The 14475-nt window shown below is 71.4% G+C and carries 14 protein-coding genes; 7 read left to right on the top strand and 7 right to left on the bottom strand.

Annotated elements, in window-relative coordinates; all coding sequences use genetic code 11:
* Nucleotides 1-177: 177 nt before the first annotated feature.
* The 5 genes from OCJ37_RS16590 (at nt 178) to OCJ37_RS16570 (ending at nt 5495) form a co-directional block, all read left to right on the top strand.
* Nucleotides 178-1149: an aldo/keto reductase gene (locus OCJ37_RS16590; RefSeq protein ID WP_263110795.1), complete on the top strand. Its 972-nt coding sequence runs from the start codon at nt 178-180 to the stop codon at nt 1147-1149.
* A 179-nt stretch (nt 1150-1328) separates the two neighbouring features.
* Nucleotides 1329-1529 carry a hemin uptake protein HemP gene (locus OCJ37_RS16585; protein WP_263110794.1) on the top strand — a complete coding sequence of 67 codons (201 nt, stop codon included), beginning with the start codon at nt 1329-1331 and terminating at the stop codon, nt 1527-1529.
* Nucleotides 1530-1702: 173 nt separating this feature from the next.
* Nucleotides 1703-3916 carry a TonB-dependent hemoglobin/transferrin/lactoferrin family receptor gene (locus OCJ37_RS16580; protein ID WP_263110793.1) on the top strand — a complete coding sequence of 738 codons (2214 nt, stop codon included), beginning with the start codon at nt 1703-1705 and terminating at the stop codon, nt 3914-3916.
* Nucleotides 3917-3922: 6 nt separating this feature from the next.
* Complete coding sequence (locus OCJ37_RS16575) at nt 3923-4519, top strand: Hemin transport protein (protein ID WP_263110792.1); 597 nt, start codon at nt 3923-3925, stop codon at nt 4517-4519.
* 46 nt (nt 4520-4565) lie between these two features.
* Nucleotides 4566-5495: a DUF6607 family protein gene (locus OCJ37_RS16570; RefSeq protein ID WP_263110791.1), complete on the top strand. Its 930-nt coding sequence runs from the start codon at nt 4566-4568 to the stop codon at nt 5493-5495.
* Nucleotides 5496-5557: 62 nt separating this feature from the next.
* Here OCJ37_RS16570 and OCJ37_RS16565 read toward each other — a convergent pair whose 3' ends face one another.
* From OCJ37_RS16565 to OCJ37_RS16535, 7 genes are all read right to left on the bottom strand, one after another.
* Complete coding sequence (locus OCJ37_RS16565; RefSeq protein ID WP_263110790.1) at nt 5558-5686, bottom strand: hypothetical protein; 129 nt, start codon at nt 5684-5686, stop codon at nt 5558-5560.
* 133 nt (nt 5687-5819) lie between these two features.
* Nucleotides 5820-6689, bottom strand: a complete 870-nt coding sequence (locus OCJ37_RS16560; protein WP_263110789.1) for an ABC transporter permease — start codon at nt 6687-6689, stop codon at nt 5820-5822.
* Nucleotides 6686-7561, bottom strand: a complete 876-nt coding sequence (locus OCJ37_RS16555; protein ID WP_263110788.1) for an ABC transporter ATP-binding protein — start codon at nt 7559-7561, stop codon at nt 6686-6688. The genes OCJ37_RS16560 and OCJ37_RS16555 overlap by 4 nt, the downstream gene beginning before the upstream one ends.
* 1 nt (nt 7562) lies before the next feature.
* Nucleotides 7563-8627 carry an ABC transporter substrate-binding protein gene (locus OCJ37_RS16550; RefSeq protein ID WP_263110787.1) on the bottom strand — a complete coding sequence of 355 codons (1065 nt, stop codon included), beginning with the start codon at nt 8625-8627 and terminating at the stop codon, nt 7563-7565.
* Nucleotides 8628-8688: 61 nt separating this feature from the next.
* The gene (locus tag OCJ37_RS16545; protein WP_263110786.1) at nt 8689-9585 is read right to left on the bottom strand and encodes a TauD/TfdA dioxygenase family protein; all 897 of its coding nucleotides are present in this window, start codon (nt 9583-9585) and stop codon (nt 8689-8691) included.
* A 161-nt stretch (nt 9586-9746) separates the two neighbouring features.
* Nucleotides 9747-12230: an ABC transporter permease gene (locus OCJ37_RS16540; RefSeq protein WP_263110785.1), complete on the bottom strand. Its 2484-nt coding sequence runs from the start codon at nt 12228-12230 to the stop codon at nt 9747-9749.
* Entirely contained in the window at nt 12227-12829 is a 603-nt protein-coding gene (locus tag OCJ37_RS16535; RefSeq protein ID WP_263110784.1) for an ABC transporter ATP-binding protein, read from the bottom strand. Before OCJ37_RS16535 ends, OCJ37_RS16540 begins: the two co-directional genes overlap by 4 nt.
* 70 nt (nt 12830-12899) lie before the next feature.
* Here OCJ37_RS16535 and OCJ37_RS16530 point away from each other — a divergent pair, with 70 nt between their 5' ends.
* Together OCJ37_RS16530 and OCJ37_RS16525 are read left to right on the top strand one after the other, a co-directional pair.
* Nucleotides 12900-13619 carry an arylesterase gene (locus OCJ37_RS16530; protein ID WP_263113718.1) on the top strand — a complete coding sequence of 240 codons (720 nt, stop codon included), beginning with the start codon at nt 12900-12902 and terminating at the stop codon, nt 13617-13619.
* A 92-nt stretch (nt 13620-13711) separates the two neighbouring features.
* Nucleotides 13712-14425 carry a response regulator transcription factor gene (locus OCJ37_RS16525; RefSeq protein WP_003481607.1) on the top strand — a complete coding sequence of 238 codons (714 nt, stop codon included), beginning with the start codon at nt 13712-13714 and terminating at the stop codon, nt 14423-14425.
* Nucleotides 14426-14475: the final 50 nt, after the last annotated feature.

The raw sequence follows: 14475 nt of genomic DNA, 5'->3' as shown, positions 1-14475 counted from the left end.
CGGACCAAAGAGAGGAAGCCTAGTGCAGGGGGTGACGGGCGGCAAGGCAAACCCCGTTCAGCGCGGGAAACCGCTGGCCGATCGAGGCGCCGCGCGACGCTGGGCGCGCGCCCCGGCCCCGCTACACTGTGCGGCCGCCCGCCGGCCATGGTGCCGGCCCGTACAGGAGGAGTAGCCATGCACTACCGTTGCCTCGGCGCCACCGGGTTGCAGCTGTCGGCGCTGTCGTTCGGCGCCTGGATCAACTTCGGCGGACAGATCGGCCGCGACGAAGCGCGCAACCTGATCGCCGCCGCCTGGGACCACGGCGTCAACTTCTTCGACAACGCCGAGGTCTACGCGCGCGGCCGCGCCGAACAGGTGATGGGCGACGTGATCGCCGACCTGCGGTTGCCGCGCGATGGCTATTGCGTGTCCAGCAAGGTCTACTTCGGCGCGGTCGACGCGCCGCGCCCGACCCAGCGCGGGCTGTCGCGCAAGCACGTCACCGACGCCTGCCACGCCGCGCTCAAGCGGCTGCGGGTGGACTATCTGGACCTGTACTACTGCCACCGCCCCGACGCCGACACGCCGGTGGAGGAAACCGTGCGCGCGATGGACGCGCTGATCCGGCAGGGCAAGGTGCTGTACTGGGGGACCTCCGAATGGCCGGCCGAACGCATCCGCGAGGCCGCGCAGCTGGCGCAGGCGCTGGGCCTGCAGGGGCCGTCGATGGAGCAGCCGCAGTACAACCTGCTGCATCGCCAGCGCGTGGAGCGCGAGTACGCGCCGCTGTACGCCGAACTCGGCCTGGGCACCACGATCTGGTCGCCGCTGGCCTCGGGCCTGCTGACCGGCAAGTACAACGACGGCATCGATCCGGCCTCGCGGCTGGGCCAGGCCGGCAACGCCTGGCTGCACGAGGAGGTGATCGGGCCGCCGGCGCAGCGCCGCGTCGAGCGCGCGCGCGCGTTCACCGCGCTGGCGGCCGCCGAGGGCGTGGCGCCGGCGGCGCTGGCGATCGCCTGGTGCCTGCGCAATCCGCACGTGTCCACGGTGATCCTCGGTGCCAGCCGCGTGGCGCAGCTGCTGGAGAACTTCGACGCGCTGCCGCTGGCCGAGCGCGAAGACCCGGCGTGGTGGGCGCAGGTCGAGGCGGCGGTGGCCTGAGCGGGCGCGCCGTCGGCGGCGGTCGAGTGGGAAGGCGCCGAGCGGGGCAGGCGATTCGTTTTGACTTTCGATGACCGAATTTCGATCCGTAGCTTGAATCGACGCAAACGAGAACGGCTCTTGCTTAATTATTGAGAATCATTATCATCCGTATCGACCCCTGTGTACGGAGCCCGACCATGACCGCTCAACCCGTCCTGCTGCGTCATCCCGAGACCCTGAGCCTGCGCGAGCGCGCGCTGCCGCGCGCAGTGCCGGCCGAAGAGACGATCAGCAGCGAGGCGCTGCTGAAAGGGCGCCGCGAGGTGCTGATCCAGCATGGCGACCGCGTCTATCGCCTGCGCCATACCAGCAACGACAAGCTGATCCTGACCAAGTGACCCGCCCGGCCGCGCAACGCGCGGCCAGGCCACCCGTTCGACACTGCCGCCACCTGGCCGGACCGCTGCGTCCGCCGCGGCCGCCCGCAGTCGCGACCGTTTCTCTCCCCCGGCCCTTGCGCCGGCCTGTGTGCCGGCGTGGCCGGGTCTTTCGCGACCCACCGATGACTTCCATGATCCGTACCGCTCCGCTCACCGGCGCGCTGTGGCTGGCCCTGGCCGCCTGCGCGCATGCCGCTCCCGCCCCCGCAGACGCTGCCGCGCCTGCCGATGCCGCCACCCCGCGCGATTTCGACCGCCTGCAGGTCACCGCCACCCGCACCCAGCGCGCGATCGTGGACGTGCCCAGCAGCGTCGAGGTGATCGACCGCGAGCAGATGGACCAGGAGCTGGTGCACGACCTGAAGGACCTGCTGCGCTATACGCCCGGCGTCTCGGTCACCGGCAACAGCGGCCGCTTCAGCGGCATCGGCGGCATCCGCATCCGCGGCCTGGACGGCAACCGCGTGCTGATCCAGACCGATGGCATCCCGGTCGCGGACAGCTTCAGCTTCGGCAGCTATCTCAACGCCAACCGCAACTTCGTCGACATGGAAACGCTCAAGCGGGTCGAGATCGTGCGCGGCCCGGCCAGCTCGCTGTACGGCTCGGACGCGCTCGGCGGCGTGGTCGCCTACGTGACCAAGGATCCGGCCGACTACCTGGCGCCGGGCAAGCACAGCTACGTGGGGCTGAAGTTCGGCTACGAGAGCGAATGGGACGGCCTGTTCGGCGGCGCGCTGGTCGCCTTCGGCGGCGAGCGCTGGAGCGGCATGGCCGCGGTCAGCCACCGCCAGGGCCAGGAAAGCGAGACCCAGGGCGACAACCGCAGCACCGGCGCGGCGCGCACCGCGCCCAACCCGCTCAGCAGCGACGGCCGCAGCCTGCTCAGCAAGCTGGTCTACGCGCCGAGCGCGAACCAGCGCTTCAAGCTGACCGTGGACGGCAACGAGGACTATTCCCGCATCGATGCGCTGAGCAACGTCACCGCCAGCATCCTGTCGCAGCGCGGCCGCGACCATCAGACCCGCGCCCGCGTGTCGCTGGCGCACGAAGTGGACCAGCTCGACGCCGCGTTCGCCGACGACCTGCAGTGGCAGCTGTACCGGCAGGACAGCGAAAGCCTGCAGCGCACCGACGAGCGCCGCAGCAACAACACCCTGCGCCATACCGAACACAACTTCGACCAGCGCCTGTACGGGCTGCAGGCCAACCTGCACAAGCAGGTGGACCAGGGCCGCGTGGTCCACGATTTCAGCTACGGCATCGACCTGTCGTGGAGCGACACCCACGAAAAGCGCGACGGCTACACGCAGAACCTGGGCACCGGCGCGATCAGCAAGACGGTGGGCCTGGAGACGTTCCCGGTGCGCGACTTCCCGGTCACCGAGACCACCAAGGCCGGCGCCTACCTGCAGGACGAGATGCGCCTGGCCGATGGCCGCTTCAGCCTGATCCCGGGCCTGCGCGTGGACTACTACCGGCTGTCGCCGCAGGTGGACGCGATCTTCGCCGCCGACAATCCCGGCGTGGCGGCGAAGAAGGTCACCGACAGCAACGTCTCGCCCAAGCTCGGCGCGATCTGGCGCATCGACGACGCCTGGTCGCTGTACGCCAACTACGCGCACGGTTTCCGCGCGCCGCCGTACAACGACGTCAACATCGGGTTCACCAACCTGGTGGTCGGCTACACCGCGATCGCCAATCCGGACCTGAAGCCGGAAACCAGCAAGGGCGCCGAACTCGGCCTGCGCTACACCGCCGCGGCCGGCTATTTCGGCCTGAGCGGCTACTACAACGACTACCGCGACTTCATCGAGTCCTACAGCTTCGTCGGCTTCAACGCCGACGGCCTGATGCTGTACCAGTCGCGCAACGTCGATCATGTGGTGATCAAGGGCGTGGAGGCCAAGGCCGGCGTCGACTTCGGCGCGCTCTCCGAGCGCTGGGCAGGCTGGTCGCTGCATTCCAGCGCCGCCTATGCGCGCGGCGACAACAAGACCGACGACGCACCGCTGAACACGATCGACCCGCTGCGCGGCGTGCTCGGCCTGGCCTACGACCGCGAGACCTGGGGCGCGCAACTGGTCGGCACCGTCGTGGCGAAGAAGAAGCGCCCGGCGTCGGCGACCTACTACACGCCGCCCGGCTACGCGACGCTGGACCTGCTCGCGCACTGGAACTTCACTCCCGGCGCCAGGCTCAACGTCGGCGTGTTCAACCTGGCCGACCGCCGCTACATCGACTGGAACACCCTGCCCAGCGCGACCCTGGCCAGCAGCGCGGTGCTCGACCGCTATACCGGCGCCGGGCGCAACGTCTCGGTCAGCCTGGCGCTGGACTGGTAGCGGCGTATGGGCAAGGCGGCGCCAGCGACCACCGACGCGGCCCGGATCGCCGCAGCCGCGCCGCTGCCGCGCCCGGCGCAGCTGGCGGCGCTGGGCACCGTGCTGTGCCTGTACCGCGCCCAGCTGGGCGCGGAACTGATGGGCTGGAACCATGCGTGGCGGGTCGGCGCGCAGCTGGGCGTGGACAGCGACGGCCTGCTCGAGAGCCTGTGCTTCTACGACCGCAACGAACGCTGCTGCTGGCGCCTGTACCTGCTGCCGGACAGCGATTTCGTCGCCTGGGACGCGCTGCTGTCGGCGTTGCCGGCGATCCACGGCGGCGGCGCCGAGGCCGGCGTCGCCGAGCGCCTGTGGCGGCGCGTGGCCGGGCGCCTGAGCGGCGACGGCTGGCGCGCGCGGGCGCTGCGCCTGCACGCCAGCGACGGCGAACTGGCGGCCAGCGTCGCCAGCGTCTCGCCGCTGGGCGCCAGCATCGCCCGGCGCATCGCGCGGCTGGAAGCGGCCGAGGGCGAGGTGCTGGTCGACGACTGCTGCTGCGCCCGCACCGGCCAGCCGGCCGCGCGCCACGATCCGCAACGGCCTTGGCCGTTGCTGCGCCTGTAGGGCGTATTTCTCCTTTCTTCCTCAGCTACCGCGACCGACCACGACGATGAAATCACCGCTTCTGCTGCTCCTGCTCGCCGCTACCGGCCTGGCCCAAGCCCAGGACGCCGATCCGCAACGCGACCGCGCCAGCATCCTGGCGATGCAGGGCGAGTACCTGGTGGATTTCGCCTTCGACGAGACCGTGCTGCTCAAGCCCGGCTATGAGCGCGCGCCGGCGATGCGCAGCGGCGCCAACGAAGTGGTGATCGTGGTCGAGGACAGCCCGCGCAAGGTGGTGCTGCAGCATCTGCTGGTCGACACCAAGAGCGGCCACGTGACCAAGCACTGGCGCCAGGACTGGAACTACGAGGCGCCGCAGCGGTTCGAGTTCAGCGCCGACCAGACCTGGCAGGTGCGCCCGCTCGCCGCGGCGGCCACCCGCGGCGCCTGGACCCAGTGCGTGTACGAGGTCAGCGATGCGCCGCGCTACTGCGGCACCGGCCGCTGGGACTACGCCGACGGCCACCCGACCTGGACCAGCGACCTGAGCTGGCGTCCGCTGCCGCGGCGCGAGTACACCAAGCGCAGCGACTACAACGCGCTGGCGGTGATCAACCGGCACACGCTGACCCCCGCCGGCTGGACCCACGAGCAGTTCAACACCAAGGTGCTGCGCAAGCCCGACGGCAGCCAGCAGCCGATCGCGCGCGAATTCGGCTTCAACGACTACGTCAAGACCAATGAGGTCGACTTCGCCCCGGCCTACGCCTACTGGAAGGCGACGCAGGGCTACTGGGCCAAGGTGCGCGCGCACTGGGACGCCTTCCTCGGCAAGCCGCCGGGCGTGCGCCTGAAGACCAAGCTCGACGGCATGGCGATGATCATGCCGCTGTTCGAGCAGGCCGAGGCGGTGCAGCAGGGCAAGCCCGTGGCCGATGCGAAGATCGCCGCAGTGTTCGCGCAATGGGTGGAACCGGCGCCCGCCGAACGCTGAGCGCAAGCGCCGGCGCGAAACCAGGGTGGGAAGGCGGCCGGCGTCGCGCCTTCCTTTTTTCGTCACTGGCCGCGCATGCACCCCGGCGCATGCGCCGCGCCGCGGCGACGGCCTTGCAGGTCGGTCACCGGGTGATAGCCCAGGCCTTTGCGCTCGCGCAGGGTGACGATGAACGGCAAGCCGATCGACAACCCGCTCAGGTCAAGCTAAACGATTCGATCAGGCCGCGCTGCCAGCAGTGGCTTAGCCGGGCGATCTCCGCGGCGCGCAGCAGGGCGGCGACCTCGTTCTCGCAGCCGCCTCCAGCCCCGGCCGTCTCCAGCCTCAGCGCTGCATGCCCCAGCGGCGCACGGTAAGCCGCTCCAGCACGCGGAAGCCGGCGCCTTCCACCAGCAGGCCGAGCAGGATCACCATCGCCAGCCCGGCGAACACGCGGTCGGTGTACAGCTCGTTGCGGTTCTGGAAGATGTACCAGCCCAGGCCGCCCTGGCCGGAGGTGGCGCCGAACACCAGTTCGGCGGCGATCAGCGTGCGCCAGGCGAAGGCCCAGGCGATCTTCAGCCCGGACAGGATCGCCGGCAGCGCGGCCGGCACCAGGATCGCGACCACGTAGCGCAGGCCGCGCAGGCCGTAGTTGCGCCCGGCCATGCGCAGCGTCTCCGGCACGCCCTGGAAGCCGGCATAGGTGTTCAGCGCCAGCGGCCACAGCACCGCGTGCACCAGCACGAACACCAGGCTGCCGTTGCCCAGGCCGAACCACAGCAGGGCCAGCGGCAGCAGGGCGATCGCCGGCAGCGGATTGAACATCGCGGTCAGCGTGCCCAGCAGGTCGCGGCCGATCCGGGTCGAGACCGCCAGCGCGGTCAGCGCGAAGGCCAGCACCACGCCCAGCGCATAGCCTTGCGCCAGCATGCGCAGCGAGGCGCCGACGCGGCCCAGCAGTTCGCCCGACCACAGCCCGTCGGCGAACGCGCGTGCCGTCTGCATGAAGCCCGGCAGCAGCAGGTCGTCGTCGAGCCAGTACGCGGCCGCCTCCCACAATCCGGCCAGCGCGAGCAGGATCAGCGTTTGGCGCAGCCAGTCCGGCATCCGCCGCTGCGGCAGCGCCGGCGCCGATGCGGTCGCGACGTAGGCAACGACCGGGCGCTCGTACTCGGCGCGGATCGGCGGCCGCAGCGGCGCGGCGGCGCTCATGGCGCGGCCTCGCGCAGCGGCGCGCGCCGGCGCAACGGCGCCACGTTGCCGGCGACCGCCGCGGCCGCGGCCGCGGTGTCGGCGCCGCTGTCGCCGGGCGGATCGAACAGCAGCCGGTGGATGCGCTGCGCGGCCTGCTGGAACGGCGCGCTGCCGACGCTGGCGGGGCCGAAGCCATGGCTGTTGAGTTCGGCGCGGACCTGGCCCGGATGCGCCGACAACAGCACGATGCGGTTGCCGACCAGCAAGGCCTCGTCGATCGAATGGGTCACGAACAGCAGGGTGAAGCGCGCTTCGTCCCACAGCTCCAGCAGCTGCTCCTGCATGCGCTGGCGGGTCAGCGCGTCGAGCGCGGCGAACGGCTCGTCCATCAGCAGCACGCGCGGCTGCATCGCCAGCGCCCGCGCGATCGCCACGCGCTGCTTCATGCCGCCGGACAAGGTGTGCGGATAGGCGTCGGCGAACGCAGACAACCCGACTTTCTGCAGGTAATGCTGCGCGCGCTCGGCCGCCTCGCGCCGCCCCAGCTTGCGCGCCGCGCGCAGGCCGAAGGCGACGTTCTGGCGCACCGTCTTCCACGGCGCCAGCTGGTCGAATTCCTGGAACACCACCACCCGGTCCGGGCCCGGCGCGCGCAGCGTCTGCCCGTCCAGGCGGATCTGCCCCTGGACGGGCGCGACGAAGCCGGCGATGGCCTTGAGCAGGGTCGACTTGCCGCAACCCGACGGGCCGAGCAGCACCAGGCGGTCGGCGGCGTACGCGTCGAAGCTGACCTGGTGGGTGGCGCGCACCACGCGCGTCCCGCCGGCGTATTCCAGGCTGACCCGATCGACCTGCAGCAGCGGCGCAGGCGCCAAGGCGAATGCGCTCATCTCAGCTGCCCCCGGCGACGTGCGCGCTGTCGAAGAAATAGTCCTTGACCGCGCCGGGCGCCTGCTTGATCGCGCCGATCCGGTACAGGAACTGGCCGAGCTTGAGCGTGTTCTGCGGCGCGGTCTTGAACTGCACCTTCGGGTCCTTGAGGATGCGCAGCACCAGCGCGCGGTCGATCTTGCCGCCGTTGGCACGCACGAACAGGTCCGCCGCCTGTTCCGGCTGGCGCTGCACGAAGACCGCCGCCTCGGCCAGCGCGGCGACGAAGGCCTGGTAGGTCTTGGGATTGTCGCGGCGGAACTTCTCGGTGGCGTACAGCACCGTGGCCGAGGTGGGGCCGCCCTCGATCGCGTACGAATCGAGCACGATGTGCGCCTTCGGATTGCGCGCCAGCTCCTGTTCCTGGAACGGCGGGCTGGCGAAGTGCGCGGTGATCTCGGTGCCGCCGCGGATGATCGCCGCGGCCGCGTCGGGATGCGGCAACGCCACCTGCTGCGCATCCAGCCGGTTGTAGGCCTTCTCGCCCCAGCGCTGCGCGGAGGCGTGCTGCAGCAGCCGCGACTGCACCGACACGCCGATCGCCGGCACCGCGATGCGGTCGCGCGGGCCGAAGTCGTCCAGGGTCCTGATCCGCGGATCGTTGCTGATCAGGTAGTAGGGGAAGTTGCCCAGCGAGGCCACGCCGCGCACGTTCTGGCGGCCGCGGGTGCGGTCCCACAGCGTGAACAGCGGGCCGACGCCGGCGCCGGCCACGTCGATCGAGCCGGACAGCAGCGCATCGTTGGCGGCCGCGCCGCCGGACAGCTGCAGCGTCTGGACCTGGATGTCGATGCCGGCCGCCTTGCCGTGCTTCTCGATCAGCTTCTGCGCCTGGGCCACGTCCAGCAGCAGGTAGACGATGCCGTACTGCTTGGCGATGCGCAGCCGGCCTTCGGCGCGCGCGGGCAGGCTGTGCAACAGCGCGACAACCAGCAGCGCGGCGGCGCACCAGAGCGTCCGGCGCCGCGGCGTGGCAACGGACGGCGCTGCGGCCGGGGAAAAAGCAGGCGAATCGAAAGCGGTCATGCGTCGCTCCGTTGCGGGGGGAGGGCTACGTTGCGGGGCAATGCGGTGTGCTGGCGCCGGCCTAGAACGGCACGTCGCCTTCGATGGTGGTGCGGTGCAGGCGCCGGCGCAGGTGGTCCGGGGTGCCGCCGGCCAGGTGGGTGACCGAGCGGTTGTCCCAGAACACCATGTCGTGCGCCTGCCAGCGATGCCGGTAGACCAGCGGATCGGCGCTGCTGTGCGCGAACAGCGCCTGCAGCAGCGCGTCGCTTTCGTCCTGCGGCAGGCCGACGATGCGGGTGGTGAAATGTTCGCTGACGAACAGCGCGCGGCGCCCGGTTTCAGGATGGGTGCGCACGATCGGGTGGCGCACCGGCGCCACCTCGTCGATCTGCGCCTGGGTCAGCGCCGGCCGCCACGGATTGCGCGCACGCAGCTCCTCGTACTTGGCCAGGTAGCTGTGCTCGGCCAGGCGCCCGTCGACCGCGCGCTGCAGCTCCGGCGGCAGCGTGTCCCAGGCCAGGTGCTGGTTGGCGAACAGGGTGTCGCCGCCCTCGGCCGGCAGTTCCTGCGCCAGCAGCATCGAGCCCAGGCTCGGCGTCGGCTTGTACGACAGGTCCGAGTGCCAGTAGTGCCCGGCATCGCCCAGCCCGATCGGCTGGCCGTTCTCCTTGATGTTGGACACCACCAGCACTTCCGGCTGCTCGGGCAGCTGGAACTGGCGCAGCACGTGGATCTGCAGCGGGCCGAAGCGACGGCTGAAGGCGACCTGCTGCGCCGGGGTGATGCGCTGGTCGCGGAACACCAGCACGTGGTAGTGCAGGTGCGCGCGGTGCAGCAGCGCGAAGGTGGCCGCGTCCAGCGGCTGCGCCAGGTCCAGGCCCAGCACCTGCGCGCCCAGCGGCGCGGCGAACGGTTCGATGCGGACCGCCGGTGCCGCGGTGGGGGCAGGCCGTGTTGCGGTGGATGCGCGCGCCATGCGTCTGGCCTCGTCTGCGGAGGAATCGACGCCGCGCGCACGGCACGCGGCGTCGATTCCACTGTAGGCAGCGCCAGGCGCGCGTTGAAGCAACGATTCGGATGGTGCTTATACGCAACCGGCATATGTGCGGCGGCCCGGCGCGCCGGGCCGCAACGCGCTCAGTTCTCGCGCAGCGCCAGCGCCGGCGGCGTGCGCAGGATGCGGCGCGTGCCCGACCAGCCGGCCAGCAGGCTCAGCAGCACGCCGCCGAGCCCGCCCAGCAGCAACGCCGGCCACGGCGGCGACAGCGTCAGCTCGAACGCCTGCTTGGCCACCACCACGCCGATGCCCGCCGCCGCGCCGACCGCCAGGATCGCCGCAAGCAGGCCGAGCGCACCGAATTCCACCAGTACCGCGCCGCGCAGCTGGCCGCGGCGCGCGCCCAGCGTGCGCAGCACCGCGCTGTCGTAGCGGCGCTCGCCGGCGGTGGCCTGCAGCGCCGCCAGCAGCACCAGCGCGCCGGCCAGCAGGCTGAAGCCCATCACCAGCTGCACCGCCTGCGCCACGCGGTCGATCACTTCGCGCACCCGGCCCAGGATCGCGTCGATGTCCAGCAGCGACACGTTCGGGTAGGTGCGGCTGAGCCCGCTCAGCTGCGCGGCGGAACCGCGCGGCAGGTGGAACGCGGAGATCAGGTTGTACGGCGCATCCTGCACCGCACCGGCGTTGAGCAGCAGGAAGAAGTTGACCCGGAACGAATCCCAGTCGGCCTTGCGCACGCTGGTCACGGTGAAGCTGCGCTGCTGTTCGCCGAGCAGCAGGGTGATGCGATCGCCGAGCTTGAGGCCGTAGCGCTGCGCCCAGGCCTCCTCCACCGAGGCTTCCGCCGCGGTGCTGTCGGCGGCCCAGAAGCGTCCGGACAGCAGGCGGTTGGCGGCGGGAAACGCATGCCGCCAGGAGAAGTTGATCGGCCGGTCGACGCCGTCGCCGTCGTCTTCCGGGCCCTGGTCCTGGCGCTGCGGCGGCTTGCCGTTGATCGCCACCAGCTTGCCGGTGCTGAACGGTTCCACCGCCGCGTCGCGCACGCCGAGCCCGCGCAGCGTGCCGAGCACGTGCTCGGCCTGGTCGAGCTGGATGTTCATCAGGAAATAGTTCGGCGTGTCCGCCGGCAGGCGGTCGCGCCACTGGCCGAGCAGGCCCGGCCCGATCACCGCCAGCAGCAGCAACGCGCACAGCGACAGCGACAGCCCGACCAGTTGCACCACGCTCAGCGCGCGGCGCCGGGTCAGCGCGGCCAGGCCCAGTTTCCACGGCCCGCGCAGGCGCGACTGCAGCCGCCGCAGCAGGGCGAGCAGCAGCGCGCCGACCGCCGCGGCGAGCGCGGCCAGCAGGGTCAGCCCGCCCAGCACACAGGCCGCGAGCAGGCCGTCGCCGGTGGCGTAGACCGCCAGCACCACGGTGGCCACCAGCGCGGCGGCGTAGACCAGCAGCGAGGTCGGCGGCAGCGCGGCGAAGCTGCGGTTGAGCACGCGCATCGGCGGCACGTCGCGCAGCCGCAGCAGCGGCGGCAGGCCGAAGCCGAGCAGCAGCAACAGGCCGATGCCGGCGCCGGCCAGCGCCGGGGTCGCCTGCGGCAGCGGCAGCCGGTTCGGGATCAGGCTGCCCAGCGCCTCGACCAGGCCGATCTGCGCCAGCATGCCCAGGCCCACGCCGAGCGCGCAGGCCGGGATCGCCAGCAGCAGCAACTGCAGCGCCAGCGCACCGAGGATGTCGCGCTGGCGCGCGCCCAGGCAGCGCAGCACCGCGACGGTGTCGATGCGGCGCAGCGCGAAGCGGTTGGCCGCCAGCGCGGTGGCCACGCCGGCCAGCAGCACCGCCAGCAGCGCGGCCAGGGCCAGGAAGCGGCCGGCGCGGTCGAAGGCGCCGCGCACGCCGCGCTGGGTGTCCTCGATGCCGACCAGGCGGAACGCCTTGGCGCGCGGCGCCAGCCATTCGCGCAGCGCGGCGATCTCGCCCGGCGCGCCGGCGAACATCAGCCGGTACGAGGCGCGGCTGCCGGGGCCGAGCAGGCCGGCGGCGTCGACGTCGGCGCGGTTGACCAGCAACGGCGGCGACAGCTGCATCAGTTCGCCGGAAGCGTCCGGTTCGGCGCGCAGCACCCGGGTCACGCGCAGCGTGCCGGCGCCGAATTCCAGGTCGTCGCCGAGCTTGAGCCCCAGCGCCTCGAGCAGGCGCGGGTCGGCATAGGCCTGGCCGCGCGGCGGCGGACCGGCGCGTTCGCTGCCGGCTCCGGCGGCGTCGCGCGCCACCCGCAATTCGCCGCGCAACGGGTAACCGGCGCCGACCGCCTTAATGTTGGCCATCTGGCTGGCCTCGCCGTGGAACAGCACGCTGGGGAAGCTGACCAGGCGCGCGCTGCGCAGGCCGCGGCGCTGCGCCTCCTCGGCGAACGCGGCGGGGATGTCCTGGCGCCCGGTGACGCCGAGGTCGCCGCCGATCACCTCGGCGGCGCTGCCGGTCAGCGCCAGGGTGACGCGGTCGACCAGGGTGCCGACCGCGGTCATCACCGCCACGCCCAGCACCAGCGCGGCGAACACGGTCAGCAGGTCGCCGGCGAACAGTTCGCGGCGCAGCGCGCGCCCGGCGTGGCGCAGCACGTTCATGCCGCGGCCACCGCTTCGGCCGGGCCCAGGCGCCCGCGGTCGAGCCGGTAGCGGTGCTCGCAGCGCTGCGCCAGGCGCAGGTCGTGGGTGACCAGCACCAGGGTGGTGTCGCTGCCGGCGTTGAGCGCGAACAGCAAGTCGCTGATCTGCTGGCCGGTGGCCTGGTCCAGGCTGCCGGTGGGTTCGTCGGCGAACAGGATCCGCGGCCGCGCCACGAACGCGCGCGCCAGCGCCACGCGCTGCTGCTCGCCGCCGGACAGCTGCCGCGGGTAGTGCCGCGCCCGCGCGCTCAGGCCCACCGCCTCCAGCACCTCGCGCACCCGCGCCGGGTCCTCGCGCCCGGCCAGTTCCAGCGGCAGCGCGATGTTTTCCGCGGCGGTCAGCGAGGGCAGCAGGTGGAAGCTCTGGAACACGAAGCCGACTTCGCGCGCGCGCAGGGCCGCGCGCGCCTCCTCGTCCAGCGCGTTGAGCGATTGCCCGGCCAGGACGATCTCGCCCTGGGTCGGCAGGTCCAGCCCGGCGAGCAGGCCGAGCAGGGTGGTCTTGCCCGACCCGGAGGCGCCGACGATGGCGACGCTGTCGCCTTCACCGATGGTCAATCCGACCTTGTCGAGAATGTGGACCGTGCCCTCCGGTCCGCTGACGGATTTGCCGACATCGCGGACGTCGATCGCGATACCGGTGCGGGGAGTGGGGGCCAGACTGTCGATGAGGAATCTCCGGATGCGTGGCAACGAAACGAAAGGAACGCCGGCCTGGACGCACAGCGCCTGGGCATGGGCCTGGTTGGCATGGTGCCTGCTGCTGCCCGCCATCGCCTGTGCCAAAGGTGCGCCCGGCCCGGTGCTGGTGGTCGGCGACAGCCTCAGCGCCGCGCACAACATCCCGGTCCAGGCCGGCTGGGTGGCGCTGCTGGAGCGGCGCCTGCAACAACAGATGCAGGCGCCACCGGCCGTAGTCAATGCCAGCATCAGCGGCGAGACCTCCTCCGGCGCGCTGACCCGGCTGCCGGCGCTGCTGCTCAAGCACCGCCCGGCGGTGGTGGTGATCGAACTCGGCGGCAACGACGCGCTGCGCGGGCTGACCCCGGCGGAGCTGCGCGGCAACCTGGAAAAGATGATCGTGCTCAGCCGCAACGCCGGCGCCAAGGTGCTGCTGCTGGGCATCGACGTGCCGCCGAACTACGGGCCGGCCTACCGGCAGCGGCTGCGGGCGGTCTACGCGGACCTGGCCAAGCAGTACCAGACCGGGCTGCTGCCGTTCCTGCTGGAAGGCGTGGCCTTGAACCCGGCGCTGATGCAGGACGACGGCCTGCATCCCACCGCCGCCGGCCAGCCGAAGGTCCTGGACAACGTGTGGCCCAAGCTCAAACCCTTGATCGGCGGGTGATTTTCGAACCCGTCAGGCACATGAAGCGTTCTTCACGCCGTCACCACCCCGCTTCCGGCATGTTTCACAAAGCTGAAGACTGAGGAAGCTCTATGCGTCAGACCAAGGAAACCTCCGGACTCGTTCTGGTCGTCGAGGACAACCGCAACATCTCCGAGATGATCGGCGAGTATCTGGAAGGCCGCGGATTCGAAGTGGATTACGCCTGCGACGGCCTGGACGGCTACCGCCTGGCGGCGGAAAACAGCTACGACGTGGTGGTGCTGGACCTGATGCTGCCGCGCCTGGACGGCATCGAAGTGTGCCGCCGTTTGCGCAACGACGCGCGCAAGTCCACGCCGGTGCTGATGCTGACCGCGCGCGACACGCTCGACGACAAGCTCACCGGGCTGGGCTTCGGCGCCGACGACTACCTGACCAAACCGTTCGCGATCCAGGAACTGGAAGCGCGCCTGCGTGCGCTGATCCGCCGCGAGCGGCGCCAGGTCGGCTCGGAAGTGCTGAAGGTGGCCGACCTGGTGCTGGACCCGGTGAGCATGCGCGCCACCCGTGCCGGCACCGAGCTGCAGCTGTCGCCGATCGGCCTGCGCCTGCTGACCATCCTGATGCGCGAATCGCCGCGCGTGGTCACCCGCCAGGAGATCGAGCGCGAGATCTGGGGCAACGGCCTGCCGGATTCGGACACGCTGCGCAGCCACCTGTACAACCTGCGCAAGATCATCGACAAGCCGTTCGACCGGCCGCTGCTGCACACCGTGCAGAGCGCCGGCTACCGCATCGCCGACATCGCCCAGCCGATGAGCTGAGCGACGCCGCGTTTGCTGCGCAACAGGCCCCAGGAACGGGGCCTGCTTGC

Origin of the sequence: Xanthomonas sp. AM6, from assembly GCF_025665335.1 — a bacterium.
GTDB lineage: Bacteria > Pseudomonadota > Gammaproteobacteria > Xanthomonadales > Xanthomonadaceae > Xanthomonas_A.
Note: the sequence above shows the minus strand (reverse complement) of the source record. Positions and strands in the feature narration are given on the sequence as shown.

Bases quoted from the DNA above. Each gene is read 5' to 3' on its own strand.
- OCJ37_RS16555 (WP_263110788.1), bottom strand. From the start codon at position 7,561: ATGAGCGCATTCGCCTTGGCGCCTGCGCCGCTGCTGCAGGTCGATCGG.
- OCJ37_RS16525 (WP_003481607.1), top strand. From the start codon at position 13,712: ATGCGTCAGACCAAGGAAACCTCCGGACTCGTTCTGGTCGTCGAGGAC.
- OCJ37_RS16590 (WP_263110795.1), top strand. From the start codon at position 178: ATGCACTACCGTTGCCTCGGCGCCACCGGGTTGCAGCTGTCGGCGCTG.
- OCJ37_RS16575 (WP_263110792.1), top strand. From the start codon at position 3,923: ATGGGCAAGGCGGCGCCAGCGACCACCGACGCGGCCCGGATCGCCGCA.
- OCJ37_RS16545 (WP_263110786.1), bottom strand. From the start codon at position 9,585: ATGGCGCGCGCATCCACCGCAACACGGCCTGCCCCCACCGCGGCACCG.
- OCJ37_RS16540 (WP_263110785.1), bottom strand. From the start codon at position 12,230: ATGAACGTGCTGCGCCACGCCGGGCGCGCGCTGCGCCGCGAACTGTTC.
- OCJ37_RS16550 (WP_263110787.1), bottom strand. From the start codon at position 8,627: ATGACCGCTTTCGATTCGCCTGCTTTTTCCCCGGCCGCAGCGCCGTCC.
- OCJ37_RS16585 (WP_263110794.1), top strand. From the start codon at position 1,329: ATGACCGCTCAACCCGTCCTGCTGCGTCATCCCGAGACCCTGAGCCTG.
- OCJ37_RS16580 (WP_263110793.1), top strand. From the start codon at position 1,703: ATGATCCGTACCGCTCCGCTCACCGGCGCGCTGTGGCTGGCCCTGGCC.
- OCJ37_RS16560 (WP_263110789.1), bottom strand. From the start codon at position 6,689: ATGAGCGCCGCCGCGCCGCTGCGGCCGCCGATCCGCGCCGAGTACGAG.
- OCJ37_RS16570 (WP_263110791.1), top strand. From the start codon at position 4,566: ATGAAATCACCGCTTCTGCTGCTCCTGCTCGCCGCTACCGGCCTGGCC.